Annotated in this window: 19 protein-coding genes; 7 read left to right on the top strand and 12 right to left on the bottom strand. The window is 41.8% G+C overall.

The genetic code is table 11. The features are described 5' to 3' along the window. Nucleotides 1–526: 526 nt before the first annotated feature. Nucleotides 527–856 (bottom strand): hypothetical protein, encoded by a 330-nt coding sequence (locus tag IPP77_12320; protein MBL0310420.1) that lies wholly within the window; start codon nt 854–856, stop codon nt 527–529. Nucleotides 857–1360: 504 nt separating this feature from the next. Next, a complete protein-coding gene (locus IPP77_12325) occupies nt 1361–1573 on the bottom strand; it encodes a hypothetical protein (protein MBL0310421.1) in 213 nt (70 codons plus the stop codon). A 110-nt stretch (nt 1574–1683) separates the two neighbouring features. On the opposite strand from IPP77_12325, the gene IPP77_12330 reads away from it, so the two are divergent. Beyond that, a complete protein-coding gene (locus IPP77_12330; protein ID MBL0310422.1) occupies nt 1684–2847 on the top strand; it encodes a DUF3078 domain-containing protein in 1164 nt (387 codons plus the stop codon). On the opposite strand, the gene IPP77_12335 is transcribed toward IPP77_12330, so the two are convergent. The 5 genes from IPP77_12335 to IPP77_12355 all read right to left on the bottom strand — a co-directional run bounded on the left by IPP77_12335 (nt 2837) and on the right by IPP77_12355 (nt 6357). Then, nucleotides 2837–3247 (bottom strand): VanZ family protein, encoded by a 411-nt coding sequence (locus tag IPP77_12335; GenBank protein ID MBL0310423.1) that lies wholly within the window; start codon nt 3245–3247, stop codon nt 2837–2839. The two genes, IPP77_12330 and IPP77_12335, sit on opposite strands and share 11 nt — an antisense overlap. Continuing rightward, on the bottom strand, nt 3234–3614 hold the full coding sequence (gene gcvH / locus IPP77_12340) for a glycine cleavage system protein GcvH (GenBank protein ID MBL0310424.1): 381 nt from the start codon (nt 3612–3614) through the stop codon (nt 3234–3236). The genes IPP77_12335 and gcvH overlap by 14 nt, the downstream gene beginning before the upstream one ends. Before the next feature lie 154 nt (nt 3615–3768). After that, nucleotides 3769–4194, bottom strand: a complete 426-nt coding sequence (locus IPP77_12345; protein MBL0310425.1) for a hypothetical protein — start codon at nt 4192–4194, stop codon at nt 3769–3771. A gap of 138 nt (nt 4195–4332) precedes the next feature. Further along, the gene (locus tag IPP77_12350) at nt 4333–5190 is read right to left on the bottom strand and encodes a hypothetical protein (protein ID MBL0310426.1); all 858 of its coding nucleotides are present in this window, start codon (nt 5188–5190) and stop codon (nt 4333–4335) included. A 60-nt stretch (nt 5191–5250) separates the two neighbouring features. Then, nucleotides 5251–6357 (bottom strand): hypothetical protein, encoded by a 1107-nt coding sequence (locus IPP77_12355; protein ID MBL0310427.1) that lies wholly within the window; start codon nt 6355–6357, stop codon nt 5251–5253. A 32-nt stretch (nt 6358–6389) separates the two neighbouring features. On the opposite strand from IPP77_12355, the gene IPP77_12360 reads away from it, so the two are divergent. From IPP77_12360 to IPP77_12370, 3 genes are all read left to right on the top strand, one after another. Next, nucleotides 6390–7115 (top strand): PorT family protein, encoded by a 726-nt coding sequence (locus tag IPP77_12360; GenBank protein ID MBL0310428.1) that lies wholly within the window; start codon nt 6390–6392, stop codon nt 7113–7115. Between the two features lie 9 nt (nt 7116–7124). Further along, on the top strand, nt 7125–8756 hold the full coding sequence (locus tag IPP77_12365; GenBank protein ID MBL0310429.1) for an NAD+ synthase: 1632 nt from the start codon (nt 7125–7127) through the stop codon (nt 8754–8756). A 71-nt stretch (nt 8757–8827) separates the two neighbouring features. After that, nucleotides 8828–9574 (top strand): outer membrane beta-barrel protein, encoded by a 747-nt coding sequence (locus IPP77_12370; protein ID MBL0310430.1) that lies wholly within the window; start codon nt 8828–8830, stop codon nt 9572–9574. Nucleotides 9575–9710: 136 nt separating this feature from the next. On the opposite strand, the gene rplV is transcribed toward IPP77_12370, so the two are convergent. From rplV to rplD, 5 genes are all read right to left on the bottom strand, one after another. Further along, nucleotides 9711–10100 carry a 50S ribosomal protein L22 gene (gene rplV, locus IPP77_12375; protein MBL0310431.1) on the bottom strand — a complete coding sequence of 130 codons (390 nt, stop codon included), beginning with the start codon at nt 10098–10100 and terminating at the stop codon, nt 9711–9713. Between the two features lie 21 nt (nt 10101–10121). Next, the gene (rpsS, locus tag IPP77_12380; GenBank protein ID MBL0310432.1) at nt 10122–10394 is read right to left on the bottom strand and encodes a 30S ribosomal protein S19; all 273 of its coding nucleotides are present in this window, start codon (nt 10392–10394) and stop codon (nt 10122–10124) included. A 31-nt stretch (nt 10395–10425) separates the two neighbouring features. Next, the gene (gene rplB, locus IPP77_12385; GenBank protein MBL0310433.1) at nt 10426–11250 is read right to left on the bottom strand and encodes a 50S ribosomal protein L2; all 825 of its coding nucleotides are present in this window, start codon (nt 11248–11250) and stop codon (nt 10426–10428) included. An 87-nt stretch (nt 11251–11337) separates the two neighbouring features. Beyond that, nucleotides 11338–11628, bottom strand: coding sequence for a 50S ribosomal protein L23 (rplW, locus tag IPP77_12390; protein MBL0310434.1), 291 nt, complete (start codon nt 11626–11628; stop codon nt 11338–11340). 27 nt (nt 11629–11655) lie between these two features. Continuing rightward, on the bottom strand, nt 11656–12288 hold the full coding sequence (gene rplD / locus IPP77_12395) for a 50S ribosomal protein L4 (GenBank protein MBL0310435.1): 633 nt from the start codon (nt 12286–12288) through the stop codon (nt 11656–11658). A 122-nt stretch (nt 12289–12410) separates the two neighbouring features. Here rplD and IPP77_12400 point away from each other — a divergent pair, with 122 nt between their 5' ends. From IPP77_12400 to IPP77_12410, 3 genes are all read left to right on the top strand, one after another. Next, nucleotides 12411–13469, top strand: coding sequence for a hypothetical protein (locus IPP77_12400; protein MBL0310436.1), 1059 nt, complete (start codon nt 12411–12413; stop codon nt 13467–13469). Nucleotides 13470–14375: 906 nt separating this feature from the next. Continuing rightward, on the top strand, nt 14376–14828 hold the full coding sequence (locus IPP77_12405) for a hypothetical protein (protein ID MBL0310437.1): 453 nt from the start codon (nt 14376–14378) through the stop codon (nt 14826–14828). 127 nt (nt 14829–14955) lie between these two features. After that, a complete protein-coding gene (locus IPP77_12410; protein MBL0310438.1) occupies nt 14956–16041 on the top strand; it encodes an efflux RND transporter periplasmic adaptor subunit in 1086 nt (361 codons plus the stop codon). The last annotated feature ends 21 nt before the right edge of the window (nt 16042–16062 follow it).

Genomic DNA, 16062 nt, shown 5'->3' on the forward strand with positions numbered 1-16062 from the left:
GGTGAATCCCTCTACCAAAAACATCATTTACAGCAGAACGACAAATTGAGCGGATTTGAATGGCTCGTTTTTCTCCGCTCACTTTGCCTCACAAGCAGTCGTTACGATGCCAATCGTTTGAAAGACTTTTCTTTCACGAGTTGTCCTCGCGACTGCTTGAAAATAAAATCAGCGTATTTTCTTTGCTGCTGTAATTTCTGCACAGCTTATCCGCCATCCTTTCTGCTACACTCCTTCCGTCGGTTTTACTCCTTTGCCAACTAAAACTTCCGTTGCTTACTGGGGGTGAACCCATCAATTGCAGAGCAACATCTATTATGCGTTACTAAAGTATAATTTATAGCGTATATCCAGCCATAAAGCGACGGATATGCGCAAGTATGGGTTGCGTATATCCGTCTGCCTATCCTTATATAAAGTACGACACAGATTATTGAACACTAGACCTCTCCGCCAAAATGTCCATCCTTTTCCACCCCCAAATATCCGATACCCATTAATAAAACACACAATTTGACCGATCTGTTCATAATCCGCTTTCTAGTAAACGATTATCAACAATAATCCCCCGATAATCAATCATAATCCCCCGATTCTTAATCAATTTCCCCGGATAATTGATTAAAGAAGCCGTTAAATCAATCACATCTTCCGCTATCTTAATCAAGGTAGCCGCATTATTGATTAAGTCATTCGTTATTGTAATCACGATAGCCGCATTCTTAATCATAAGGGCCGTTATATCAATCAAAACGGCGGCATTCTTAATCATATCTTCCGATATCTTGATCAAAAGCTTTGCGTTATTAATCACATCATCCGCTATATTGATTACATCAGTTGTTTTCTTAATCACGCCTTCAGCATTATTATTTACATTGGTACTACAATTTTGTTGGCGGGTACTAATCTTTTAGAAGCGAGCGGTGGAAAGTATGTTGGAAGAATAACATGCAAAATGGGATAGCCCGCCCTGGGTGTAGGCTCTGCCTACACCCTACCAAGCATTCAGTTTATAGCTGAAGAATTCCATGCAAAAAACCCTGACCATCTCCTTCCCGTCAACACCGTCATTCAATCTGCAATTGCGTTCGACTCCTTTGGAGTCGTATGTTTATAGCATATCGTTCGCTATAAACATACGACCGCATCGCGGTCGCACTTCCTTAACTTAATGACATTGCTCTTCGGAGGGAATATATTATGAATAAAAACTAGATTTTTCACCTCCATCCATCTTGCGATTTATTAAAAACCTGTCTCCCAAGATAACTCCTTAACGTATCATCAAAAAGTAGATTAATTAGCCTATTATTTTCGCTTTTCTGTTAATTCATGGATTTTTCGCGAATACCCAGACTCATTCTGTCACAGAATGAGGCAAAACCGCGACAGAATGAGGTAAGTCCGTGACGGAATGAGGGAAGTCTGTCATGAAATTAGGGAAGTCTGCGACGGAAATAGCTAAGTCCGCCGCAGAAATACCTAAGTCCGTCGCAAAAACAGGGAAGTCCGCCACGGAAATAGGGAAGTCAGCGGCGGAAATAGCTATTTCTGTGGTAGAAATAGGCAAGTCTGTCGCAAAAATAGGAGGATTCGTTCCGGCAATAGGGAAAACTGAAGAAGTATTTGGTTTGATTTTTTGAAGGAGAGCTATTTTTGTGCGAACAAAATGAATCAGATATGAAAAAAGTAATGTTGCTATTTGCGGTTATTTTATGGGTGGGTTCTTTATCTGCCCAGACGGCTGAAATAAAGAAAAAGCCGAAAGTGGTGTTGGGTGGCGATGGCATTTATCTGCGCGATTCAATATGGAAAGTAGGAGGCTTTTTAGGAGCCACCATTAGCCAAACAGCTCTTTATCAGTGGGGGCCAGGTGGAACCAATAGTTTTGCTATTCTTTTGTCGGCCAATGCTTATGCCAATTATAAAAAGGACAAAATAGTATGGGATAATAGCCTCGATGCTAAATGGGGTTTGGTGGCCAACGGGTTGATTAGAAAATCTGGCTTGGCACGAAGGAATTTTCAGAAAAACATTGATCTGCTTTCTTTCAAATCAAATTTCGGTTATGAGATTACGAAACAATTATACGTCTCGGCGCGGTTAGGATTTGAAAGTCAGTTTACGCCGAGTTATGATTATTCGCAAACCGATACAGCCAATGGAGCCTATCGAAAGTTGACGGTTTCAAAATTTGCCGCACCGGCCATTCTAACCATAGGACCGGGCATTACTTGGAAACCTAAAGAGTGGTTTACGCTGTCTTTTTCACCGGCTACCGGAAAGATGACTTTTGTGACGAAAGATAGTCCAATGAGAAGTATGGATACGCTGCCCGATGGGAGATTTACCGACCGGTATTACAAAGACGTGGACGAAACACGTTTCGGCTTGTTGGCGGGCAAAGGTTTTATGGGAGAGTTTGGTGCCGAATTAGATATATTGTTTCAAAAAGAAGTGGTTAAAAATGTCAGCATCGAATCAAGGCTCAAGGTTTTCAGCGCTTATCTGAATCCAAATTTCAACACAACCATGCCCAAGTATTATGAGGCCGAAGACTCACTGGGCTCTATGACCATTTCTTCCTCTAACCTTCATATACCGGTGGTTCGTTGGGATAATGACCTCGTGTTTAAGGTGAATAAATTCTTGAGTGCCACTTTGTCGGCGCGCTTTGTTTATCAATATAATGCGACGGTTCCTATTGACAAACGCACGAACGGCACCGGTGCTAAGGGAGCCGATGGAGTGACGGACATAGACAAATTCGACAAATCAATTACCGCACATAGCAAGCTACAGATATTCGAGCAGTTTGGAGTGGGCTTGTCGTTCAAGTTTTAAACGGAAACAGCTTACGGCTTATCCATAGGCCCGACAGTGCGCCTAGGATGTTTGCCAACTCATCCCATAAGGAAAAATAACGGTCGTTCGTTACCGTTTCCTGAAGCACCTCTATGCTGAGTCCATATAGCGAAGCAATGAGTATGATTTTCAGGAAAGGGTTTTGATGAAGTAGCGCCAGTGTGTTCTGTTTTTTCCATCCGTAATACATCAGGGACGCCAGGATGAAATAGAAAGAGAAATGAACCAGTTTGTCGAATTGTGGGATCGCAATATGTGGCAGTCCTTTTGCTGGTGATAGACTGAGCCATAAAACAAAAGCCGCCCAAAAGATGGACGGCCAGTTGTGTTTTAAGAAGTTGATAGCGGCGGGATATATAGTGCCCTTATTGGCCGACATGCTTTTTGTAGGCTTCAACATCCATCAGCCCTGCAAGTTCTGCGGGATTGGTGATTTCAATTTTAATCATCCAACCTTTGCCGTAGGGGTCGTTGTTTACTACTTCAGGGGTATCATTTAGCGTATCATTTTTCTCCAGCACTTTTCCACTCAGGGGCATGAACAAATCGGAAACGGTTTTTACTGCCTCCACTGTTCCGAATACACCCTCTTTTTCTACAGTTGAACCCACCAATTCAATTTCTACATAGACAATATCGCCCAGTTCTTTTTGAGCAAAATCAGTTACGCCAATGGTACCGGTACTGCCTTCAACGCGCACCCATTCATGTTCTTTACTGTATTTCAAATCTGTAGGGAAATTCATGTTCTTTTAGTTTAAGTTTTATGAAGCGGCAAAAATAGAAAACCTTGGTAGTTGGAGAAGCCTGATTTGCGGGAATAGAGGTTTTTAGTTGTTGAAGTCTTATCTTCTAGTTCTCGTAGGGTTTAGATTCCGGTAGTTTTATAAGATATGGATATTATTTTTTTGAAAGGAAGTTCATCCACAAAACGACCAAGAGAAAAAACATTCCGTATGAAAACAATAGATATACACTTGAGTGCGCCAACTCAAAAAAGATCTTGGCGCAACATTCTTGTGTAGCACCGAGCGCTACCAGTCTGACTACGTTAATAGCATATATGCAGAACATCCCCACTGGGATATACCAGATTTTTTGGAGCCATTTGCCTGGATAGGCGACTATAAGACCGGCGAAAATTACCATAGGGGCAATTCCAAGGCAATGATTGGCGATATAAAAACCTTCGGTGCCGGATATGATTACATTTCGCCGATTGAAAATCAATTCATGTCCCAAAACACTTTTTAGTAAAAAAGCTGTGTGCTGTGCCATTTTTGCCGCTAGCCAGTTGTTTAATGAAATCCAGAGATCGTGAAGCACTGTACCCTCTATAGCAACTAAAAAGGAAAACCCCTTCCATAGAGCATAAATGAAGAAGAATTTTAAGAAAAAATTACCGACAGCTATGAGTTGTAGATTAGGGGTCAGTTTTTTAAGCAGTGGGGTAAACATGACGTTCTATAGGGATAGGAATATGCCTCGCCAAGTGACAACCACATAGCCCATGACTAAAATAACCGCGATTAGAAGGAAATAGTTGAACTGCTGTAATGACCTATATCGCAACACATCATCGCGCATCATTTCGAGATAATGAAGCGCTACCCAACCAATAATCAGACTGATGCTGATGAACATTAAATAGACGAAGTGCATAAAGATGTTCATCGGAAAGGTGAGGATGGTAGTTGCTACCGAACCAATAATAAAAGGAACGATGGCTATTTCTGCAAAATATTTCCGGCGCCGGGATACTTTGTTCACCTTCGAATAAGAATAGCTGAACCGGAGAAACAATTTTGGATAGTGAATCGTGAAATACAAGAAAAGCACGATGAAGGGCAAATTAAGAGCATAGACAAAGGCCGGAGGCATAAACCACCAAGCAAATACCACTGAAAAATGCTGATAGAAGGGGGAATTAAATTCATTGGCGCCCATGGTCGCGACCAGACCTTGAGATACAAAGATGGAGGAACCGATAACAAAGCACCAAACGAAGAAAAGATTCAGTACGGTGCGCACTTCTTTGATTTTTGAGAATAGATATAACATCAGTAATCCAAAAATTAGCGCAAAGAACGGATAAGTGGTAAATATTAATGTGATTTTGAATTTAGTCCATTTATTTTGGTTGAGCAGAAACCGAACTCCATAATAATATATGTTGGCATCAAACTTGAATACTTTGCCTACCAAACCCATAGCAAAATACCCCCCGTAGGTCATGATGGTGTAGGCTAAAGAAAAGCAAATTGAAGAGTTGAGTATCCTAAAGAGTTTATTATACCATTTTTCCTTGTTAGCTATATCCATTTTCAGTCCCGCAGGAAAATTTTGTGTTCAAAGATATTATTTTGAACAACTATTGCGCTGTTAGAATACAGATTTTGAAGGCCGGTACTTAGCCTTGGCGGCTATTGTTTTCGGGTCATATTTTAAGATAAGTTCGGATAAAGGAATAGTCCGTCCAGATTCTTTGACAAATTTCCGAACGATTTGCAGACCCAACCAACTTCCGATATTGCCCGGTGCTTCAGCCGGCATTCCCTGGGTGGTAGGTCCTTCGTCTAAGTATCTTTTTTGGTCCATAAAATCACTTTTATAAAGGATGTCTTTGTCGTTTAAAAACTTCCAAACCTCATAATCATTTTGTTCGCACCAGAGGGTTTGTTCCGTCGTGAATCCTACGAGCAGACTATCTGGGGCATCGGGGAATAGATAGGATAACAAGTATAACTTCTTCCCTTTTTCGACCATAGCTTCCATCAATGTGTTTTCACGAGAAGACTCGGATTTTTCCAGATATAAATTGCAAAGTGCTTCCATTGAGTTGCGCGCAATATATTCTCTACTCATTTTGTGGCGGAGATATTGATATATGCCCACACTATCATAATCCGGATTTTGCGGGCCGAGATACATCTCAAGTCCTATCGCGAGATATTTTTCATCATAGGTAAAGGCACTTAATGAAAAGCCGGAATTGACCGTTATCACTTTAGGGATACTAATGGTAGGGAAATAATACTTGAAATATTTGAGTGCCTGTGACAAATCCTTCTCTATATCTTTGGTATCGGCATAATACTTATTGATGGAATCCTGAACGCGGTGTATATAAGGGTCGGAAAGATATTTTATGATGATATCCTGTGCCACGTCGCTTGAATCCCTTTCGGGGTCTGTACCGGCGATAAACTGAGCAGTATAAAAGTGGTAAAATGCTCCGTATTTATTCTTCATCATCTGTTGGTGTGCCTCGAAATCTTGTTTCAAAAATCCCTGCAAGTCCAAATCAAAACGCAGTATGGAGACCTCTGCGTTAATTCCGGACACATCCGGTTTATCTCTTCCTTTCTTTTTATTGCAACCTTGGCATCCTGAAATACCCCATATCAATAACAAGACTGCCACTGCATATTTATAATTCATAATGGGGCGAAAATGCAAAAAAATGAAGTGTGGTTCTCTTGAAATCATTTTCTTCGCTCAGAAATTTAAACACAAACCCTATGAAAAAGTATCTGGTAGTTATCCTTTTCATTTTTACAGCCATTGAAAGTCAGGCCTTGAGTGATCGGATAAGAATGGGCTTGGCAGTTTCGCCCGGCATTGCTTGGTCGAAACCGATGGGGAAAGACTTGAACAAGGGCCGACCTCGGTTTGGAGTTAGTTATGGTTTTGTGCTCGAATATTGGTTCGCCCGAAACTATGGATTGGTCAGCGGGATAAATGGAGCTTTTGACGGTTGTAATGTCAAAGGACGGGACCAGTTTGAAATTGAGAATGGAATTCAGGTTAGAAAGATAACCGAGAAATATGGCTTTCATTATCTGGAACTTCCGGCGTACATCAAAATGAAATCCAACGACATTAAGGGAAGTAAGTTTTGTTTTTGGGGACAAGTAGGAGCTACAATCAATATTACCTTGAGCGCCCGGGCGAATTATAGCGACTCCATTCCTGACATCAATGGGAATAATATTTTGATTGAACAGGAAAAAATTCTTCGTCCCAATAACGATGTTGCTACTATCATTCCAAAATTTCATTCCAATTTCTTCGATGTTCGGCTAGGCGCAGGGGCGGGAATGGAATATCGCTTTGACGACCGCACTTCTTTTTTCGGCGGCCTTTTCTACCACAACGGCTTTATCAATAATATTATTGACCATGACGTGAAGAAAGAAGCCAATGTCATGCGCTTCTTCAGTTTAAAAGCTGGAGTATTGTTCTAATTGCTAGAAATGAAAATTGTTTTAGCCCAATTGAATTATCATGTTGGAAATTTCGATTCCAACAAGCAAAAAATTGTTTCGGCCATTCAACAAGCTGAAAGGCAGTCTGCCGATTTAATTGTATTCAGCGAGCTATGTATTAGCGGATATCCTCCACAAGATTTTCTGGAATTTGACGACTTCATCCAACAGTGTGAAAAGTCACTGAATGATATTGCACCTTATACTACAAAAGTTGCCGCACTGATAGGATGCCCGAGGAAGAACCCGGTGATCGAAGGAAAGGATTTATTTAACTCGGCTTTCTTTTTGTACGAAGGTGTGGTAAAGCAAATCGTGGACAAAACCTTACTGCCCAATTACGATATCTTTGATGAGTACCGATACTTTGAACCGGGTAATGTATTCAATGTGATTCGCTTTAAAGGGAAGAAACTGGCTGTTACCATCTGTGAAGATATCTGGAACATCGGTAATGATAATCCGCTCTATACTATTTGTCCGATGGACGAATTGATGAAACAGCAGCCCGATCTGATGATCAATCTTTCGGCCTCACCATTTAGTTATGAGCAATATGAGGACCGGATACATGTGATTCGTACTAATGCTATACGCTACCATTTGCCGATGGTTTATGTCAATCAAATAGGAGCGCAGACACAGTTGATTTTTGAAGGGGGCAGTGTGGTGATGAATGAAAAAGGAGAGGTGATGGAACAATTGGATTTCTTTAATGAAGAAGTTCATTTGGTTGATTTTCCCTTTTCTCAGAAATCAGCTATCAACATTCAGCATTCTAAGATTGCTATGATTCATGATGCACTGGTGTTAGGGATTCGTGACTATTTTAAAAAGCTTGGGTTCCAAAGGGCCATTCTGGGATTGAGCGGCGGTATTGATTCCGCGGTGGTTCTTTGCTTGGCTGCCGAAGCACTTGGCAAGGAAAATATGATGTCGCTCTTGCTGCCGTCTAGTTTTTCTACCGGACACTCGTTAGATGATGCAAAGCAGTTGTCGGAAAATCTACAAATTAAATTTGAAGTGCTGCCCATCGAGAATAATTACCAGTCTCTTCTCGGAACACTCCATCCATATTTTAAGGACCTGCCCTTTTCGGTGGCGGAAGAAAACTTGCAGGCTAGAGTTCGCGGAGTGCTGCTGATGGCCTTCAGCAACAAGTTCGGCTATATATTGCTCAATACCACCAACAAAAGCGAAGCGGCTGTGGGGTATGGCACCCTATACGGGGACATGTGCGGAGGCATCGCGGTTCTTGGTGATGTGTATAAAACTCAAGTGTACGAACTGGCGGAGTATATCAATCGTGACCAAGAAATCATTCCGCGAAATATTATAACCAAAGCGCCTTCTGCCGAATTGCGTCCTGATCAAAAAGATTCTGATTCGCTACCGGAATATCCCGTCCTCGATAGAATACTTTTGCAGTATATCGAGAAACGAAGGGGTCCCAAAGAACTTGTTGCCATGGGTTTTGATCAGGTATTGGTCAACCGTATTTTGAAACTGGTGAATAGCTCTGAATGGAAGAGAAACCAGGCGCCACCTGCCTTGCGAATTTCGCCTAAAGCATTTGGTAGCGGAAGAAGAATGCCCATGGAAGGAAAGTATCTGAGTTAAAGTTCGGGACCGCCCCAGAAGGGCTTAAAATAATTACTTTTGCCCGCCGTTTTATTGGCTAATTACTCCGAATGAAAAAAATATTTGCTGTTCTCGTATTTGCGCTCTCTGTTGTAGTAATCTTTGCACAGGATTCTACCAAAATCAAACGGGCGGCGAAAAAGGCTGAATTAGAGAAGAAGTTTCTTCGTATAGCTAAAGATCGCATTGCTGTTGATTTGCTGGGCACGAACTGGATTTATAACCCCAACTCAGCAGGCATGAACGGTTTGCGCACCAAGTGGTATTCACGGGGAATCAATTTGTATTTCTATTGGGATTTTCGTTTCAAGCGCAGCCGCGTCAGTTTTGCACCTGGCTTTGGCTACAGTGTCACGAATATTTATAGCCGACATGAACTGGTGGAAGATGATACTACGGCTGCTTTCTCCACCGTATTTAAGCCGCTGCCCGAGGCCACTTTATCAAATTATAAGGTGAATAAAGTGACCATTCAGTATATAGAGATTCCGCTCGAATTGCGTATCCGATCTAACCCGGACAAGTTCAACAACTTCTGGAAAGTAGCAATTGGGGTAAAGGGAGGTGTTCGAGTGGATGTACACACCCGACAAACCATCAAAGACCAAACGGGTAAGAAAACTTATGTTGAGCGGCGCTTTCCTGATTTCAACCTTTTCCGCTTCGGTCCTACGATTCGGGTTGGCTACAGTGTCTTTAACGTGACGGCTTATTATGGAGTCTTGAACGTTTTCAAAGGAGGGAAAGGCCCTAAGGCAAACGAATTCTCCGTCGGGATTTCGTTTAACGGATTGTAAGGGATTAATCTCTCAATCCTGAAACTAACTCATAGCTGACAATCTACAAGGACTTCTCGGTGTATGCAGTGTCTTAGACAAACAAAAAACCCTTGCCATCCGGCAAGGGTTCTGAGATAAAAAGCTTCTTAATTTATTATTCTGCTGTTTCTTTGGCAGCTACTTCTTTAGTTGTCGGAGCAGCATTTTTGCTGTTCACTTTGATAGTAACGTGATTGCTGCGTTTGCGCAAACGATAAGCACGGCCCTGTGGTGCGGGAAGAAATCTCTTCAGCATAGTTCCGGCATTCACCTGAATTTCAGAAACAATCAAATCATTGTCCTCTGGTTTTTGTCCTTCGTTTTTCTGCTCCCAGTTATTGATAGCACTCTTCAAAAGCTTTTCGAGCTTTACAGAGGCTTCCTGCTTGCTGAACTTCAAAATATTCAAAGCGTCATATACACTCTTGCCACGCACGAGGTCAGCCACGAGGCGCATCTTGCGGGTAGAGGTGGGGTTATTATTTAAATGTGCTACTGCTTCCATGTTTTCTTAATTTGAGATTGATTAGGATACTACTTTCTTGGTGGAGTGGCCTCTGAATACGCGGGTAGGAGCAAATTCTCCTAGTTTGTGTCCCACCATATTCTCGGTAACATAAACCGGAATGAATTTATTTCCGTTGTGTACTGCAAATGTATGCCCTACCATATCGGGAGACACCATGGAGGAGCGGCTCCAGGTTTTGATTACTGTCTTCTTCCCGCCTTCATTCATTTTATTGACCTTCTTTCCGAGTTTGAAAGCGATGTAAGGACCTTTCTTTATTGAACGTGCCATTTTCTATTGGTTATTTTCTATTGATGATTGATTACTTACCTCTTTTCTGCATGATGAACTGAGAAGAACTCTTCTTAGGCGCCCGAGTTTTATAACCCTTAGCCTTTATTCCTCTGCGAGAGCGAGGATGTCCTCCTGATGCACGACCTTCACCTCCTCCCATCGGGTGATCCACAGGGTTCATTGCTACCGGTCTTGTTCTTGGTCTGCGACCTAACCAGCGTTTACGCCCTGCTTTGCCGAGGCTTTGAAGATTATGGTCAGCGTTGGAAACACTGCCGATAGTGGCCACACACTGTAATAATAATTTTCTTGATTCGCCGGAAGGCAATTTGATAACGGCATAGCGTTCTTCGCGAGCTAAAAGTTGTGCAGAGCCACCGGCGCTTCTCACAATGACTCCACCTCTTCCGGGATGCAATTCAATATTGTGTATGATAGCTCCTAAAGGAATTTCTGCCAGAGGCAATGTGTTTCCTACCTCAGGGGCAACCTTTGTTCCTGAAATCACTTTCTGTCCTACCTTCAAACCATTCGGAGCCAAGATGTATCTCTTTTCGCCATCAGCATAAGCAATCAGGGCGATAAACGAGGTGCGAATTGGATCATACTCAATAGAGGTGACTGTTCCAGGAACGTCAAATTTATTTCTCTTGAAGTCAATAATTCTGTAACGCTTCTTATGGCCACCACCCATATAGCGCATGGTCATTTTACCTTCGCCGTTACGACCACCACTGCTCTTGTGCGGAGCTAAAAGGCTTTTTTCAGGTTTGTTAGTGGTGATTTCATCGAACGTTAGAAGTTCTGTGAACCTCATGCTCGGGGTGGTAGGGCGATATTTTTTAATTCCCATTTTATTCTTCTTTTAATCCTTTTTGTCTTTTCAGTGGTAGGATGTCCACTATAGTTAAAGAATACTTTTTGTTCTGCTGTTTATCGTTTATACGCTTCCGTAGAAATCAATAGCTTCTCCCTTCTTCAAGGTCACTACTGCTTTCTTATAAGAAGGCTTCATGCCAGAGGCAACACCTTGCTTTGTGAAACGAACTTTCTTTTTACCCGGATTCACCAAGGTATTTACGGCTTCTACCTGTACATTATAGGTAGTTTCAACCGCCTTCTTGATTTCCAACTTGTTGGCATCCTTCGCTACGCGGAAAACATACTTGCCTGCTTTTTCGCCGCTTTTGGTTGACTTTTCGGTTATAACCGGTCTGATTAAAATATCTATTGCCATGATGGTTGTCTCCTTACTTGATTAGTTTTTAGCGAAATTAGTTTCTATGGACTTTACTGCTCCTTCGCTCAACACCAGCTTTTTGCAGTTCATCACATCATATATGTTCAGGTTCGTTGCTTCGGTCACCTTAAGTGTAGGGATATTGCGGGCCGAAAGAATAGTATTCTTATCGGCACTATCCATTACAAACACGCTTTTCACGCCGTTCAGTTTTAATCCCTTTACTACCGCTGCAAAGTCCTTTGTTTTAGGAGCAGAAAAATTAAAATCTTCTACTATTATCAGATTGCTATCCTTCGCTTTGTAGGTCAGGGCGCTTTTTCTGGCAATGTCTTTCACCTTTTTATTCACCTTCAAAACATAGTCATGAGGTTTAGGGCCGAATGCGCGACCACCCCCTTTCAATCCGGGAGCTTTCATCGAACCGCGACGGGCACCACCGGTGCCTTTCTGGCGAAATGCTTTCTTGGTGGTACGCGATACCTCCCATTTTTCCTTGGACTTGTGCGTTCCCTGACGTTGTGCAGCCATGTAGGACTTCACACTCAGATATACCGCGTGGTCATTAGGTTCTATACCGAATATATCGTCCGAAAGATTGATTTCTCTTCCGGTTTCAGCACCGTCTTTGTTTAAAACTTTTACCTTCATTATTCAAAATTTTTAGGGAGAATCGCATCCCTTCCGAAAAAGGGAACGCAAAAATATACTTTATCAACATAGTTCCAAATAGTTAAGGATAAAAAATCAGCAGCCCACTCAGGCTTAACATTATGAAGACCCCGAAACATTACCAGCAACAGATTATCACCAAAAAGAAGAAGATATACCCTATCAATAGGGAATTGCGCCAATATTTATTGGATAATCAGCGAGAAATCAGTCTCTCAGTTAGCTATGGAGATCTCAAGCATTTTAACGGAGGAGTACCTATTCGTGACAAACGGGGTATTGATACTCTTTGGGAAGCCGCTATGTATCCGCCGCACGAGTTAAAACATATTCATGAGGGGCTGAAACAAATTTATTCTATTCTCAAGACAGGGGGCGACACCTCCGTACACAAGCACCTGCAAATAGAGCGGATAGACTACTGCACCTTTGGCAACTCTAATCCATTTCGGATTAAGGTGGTCAACAATTTCAACGACAATTACGACTACTTCTACATCAAACAGGCTGATGCCTCGCGCATCTATGGCTTAGAGTTGGAGCATATTCTGACTCCTGCCCGCATCAATTTTTTTGTGGATCAGCATACCTTGGTTGAAGAACATATAGCGGGCATTCCGGGGGATCAGTTTATTGAAGTGCATTTGAAAAATCCCGGCTTCAACCAGGTGCGCATAGCCAAAGAATTTGTCAAGTTCAATGAGCGCTGTTTCATCCGCTTGTTGGGCGATATGCGCTCCTATAATTATGTGTTTGATATCACGCCCGATTTTGAGGAAGTGCAATTCCGTATTCGCGCCATTGATTTTGACCAGCAAAGTTATGAGGGAAAGAAGAGTTTGTATCTACCCCAGTTCTTTAAAGAAAATGCCGTGTTGGTGCAGTTGACCTTAAAGTTGTTATCCCCCGAAACAATTCTTCAGTACCAAAAAGAGGAGAGAACCCTCGTTGCCCGCCGAAGTATTTCGGCTCACTACCGCCTCACAAATCTGATAGACGTGATGGACCGCGACACCATTGCCCCCATAGAAAAGGTGAAACAGTTAGCCAAAGAGCTTGCCATACATTACAAGGAGGAGTCGTTTTTGGATTGTCACTCAATGGGGGCAATAGTGCGTAACAGTTTGAGGCTGCTGACCGAAGATTTGAAGGAGAAGTAGGCTAAGACGCTACGGTAAGCCATCTCGTATGTGGCATACCATTAAGTTAAGAAACAGTAAGGTAATAGTGAGGGCTGCTTCTTTCCTTGTTTGAAGATGCTGGCTACAAAAATATATGCCGGCATTGTCTAAATGAGGGGAATCCATCTCTTCCCGGGATGATTGCAGACTCCTTTAATACCCTATTAGACGGCTTTTACACCCAACTCAAGACGAAGCGATACAAACTCGAAGTGTTTCAATGCAAACGCGAAATGTTTTGCTTCAAACGGCTTCTTTTTGTATCGAAACTGACAGAAATCGGTGTTTTTGGCCTACTTCTTGCCGAGACATTATTTGTAATGAATCCTCCATTTTGTCGTCATTTTGCTCCAAATAGTTGGATTTTGCATACAGACTCTCCTTCTTTTCCTTAAGGAAAAGAAGGAATTCCTTAAAGGAAAGTCTCTTTTCCTTAAAGGAAAATTACTTTCTCTTAATGATTGATACACGATTCCTTAAAGGAAAGCCTCCGTTCTTTAAGGAATTGCAGGAATCTCTTAAGCAAAAAGGAGATTTGCAGAAAGAATATCACTAAAACATATAGGGATTGAGCTTATCTCTTAAAGAAATGATTCAACCCCGTAAGACAATATCAATAGATTTAGGGAAAAGCAAGAGAATAGAGATGGATGGTTGGGGGGAACAGTTGAAAACGGAAAACCGCATGACTTAACTTAATGGCTTTGCCTTTATGTGTCAATCAATTCAGCGGCAGAGAAAAAACAATTTGATTTTCTAAAGGGTATTATTCTGATTGGATTTATATAGCAAACCCGGTCTCAAATTTGATCGGTATATATTTAGTTTTAAAAAATGTTATAATCTCAAATGCTGCAAATTGCTTTCTAACTTCGCACCCTGATAATGACAGCGAAACGCAATTATTTTACTGGAGATAGTCAACCGGAGTTAGGGTTTAAGCTATTTTTAAAGTACTGTTCCATTGGCCTTTTGGTGTTTTTATTTTCAGTAGGACAGCGCTCTGCGTTTGCTAATAGTAGCACTGAAGAGTCCAACATAAAGATGGATTTAGGAGTGCTTTTGTCGGGACACTCTATTAGTATCCTGAGTTCACCACTTCATCTGCCGTTTGAATCAACCCCGAATCCCCAACCTCAGTATGATCCCACTGAGAAGGATAGTGAAGATGATTTGGGTAGTGATTGTACTCTAGCTATAGGATGCCAGACACTGGAGGGGGTGTTAATCCCTCCTTCTGGAAGAATTGTATTTTCATTAGTAGTAGATTCTTTACAAAACCGATCCACGGTTCCTCTTTTCATACTCTACCATTCTTGGAAGAGTTTCCTCTCCTAATTTTCTAATTCTCCAGAGATTGTTTTACATGGTACGCTCCATGTATTTAATGATCTGTATAGTACTCTGCTATGTAGCAGAGACTGATGTTCTAATAAGTCTTTCGTCAAAACAAATCAAAAGTAAAATGAAGAGTGTCGTAATGCTCCTGAGCCTTTCAACTATGTTGGTGTTCACAAGCTGTAATAATGAAAAACATATAAAGGAAGCAGAAGCTAAATTTCTGGTTACCAGTCCGGTTCAAATGGACACGATGATTTATCAGGATTACGTGTGCCAGATTCATGCCATCAGCCACATTGAAATAAGGTCGCAGGAAAGGGGTTACCTGCAGAACGTTTACGTGGACGAAGGACAGAATGTAAAAAAGGGACAGAAGATGTTTCAAATTATGCCTTTGATATACGAGGCAGAAATGGAAAAGGCAAAGGCCAATGTAAGTTTTGCTGAGATTGAATATCAGAATACCAAGAATCTTGCTGACAGCAACATCGTGTCGAAGAATGAATTGGCATTGGGTAAAGCAACATTAGATAAAGAGAAAGCAGAGTTGGCTCTGGCTCAGGCACATTTGGCATTTACAGATATACGCGCTCCCTTCGATGGCATCATGGACCGCTTTTATCAGCGACTGGGCAGTTTAGTAGATGAAGGTGAATTGCTCACCACTCTTTCAGATAACAGCAAAATGTGGGTGTACTTCAATGTCCCCGAATCGGAATATCTGGATTACGCTTCCCGCACCGCAAAAACAGGCAAGCAGCAGGTAAAGCTGCGTATGGCCAACGGTGAAATATTTTCACGCGAGGGAACGGTAGAAACGATAGAGGCGGACTTTAACAATGAAACCGGAAACATTGCTTTCCGTGCCACTTTCTCTAATCCCGATAAAATCTTGCGACATGGAGAGACGGGCACCATACTGATGCCGACGCACCTTAAAAACGCCATCATCATTCCTCAAAAGGCAACTTTTGATATCCTAGATAAGAAGTTCGTTTATGTGCTGGATAACAACAACGTGTTGAAGTCAAAGCAAATTACGATAGCTCAGGAAATGCCCCATCTATATGTAGTTAGCTCAGGCCTCGACGTTAACGACAAAATCCTTCTAGAAGGATTAGGCAAGGTAAAAAACAATGAAAAAATAGAAACTGAGTTTGTGTCTTTTGAAAAGGCGTTATCCGACCTAAATAATTTACACGCCGAATAAGGCAAGAACCAAAAAACAAAG

The organism is Bacteroidota bacterium (genome assembly GCA_016722375.1).
Lineage (GTDB): Bacteria > Bacteroidota > Bacteroidia > Chitinophagales > LD1 > Bog-950.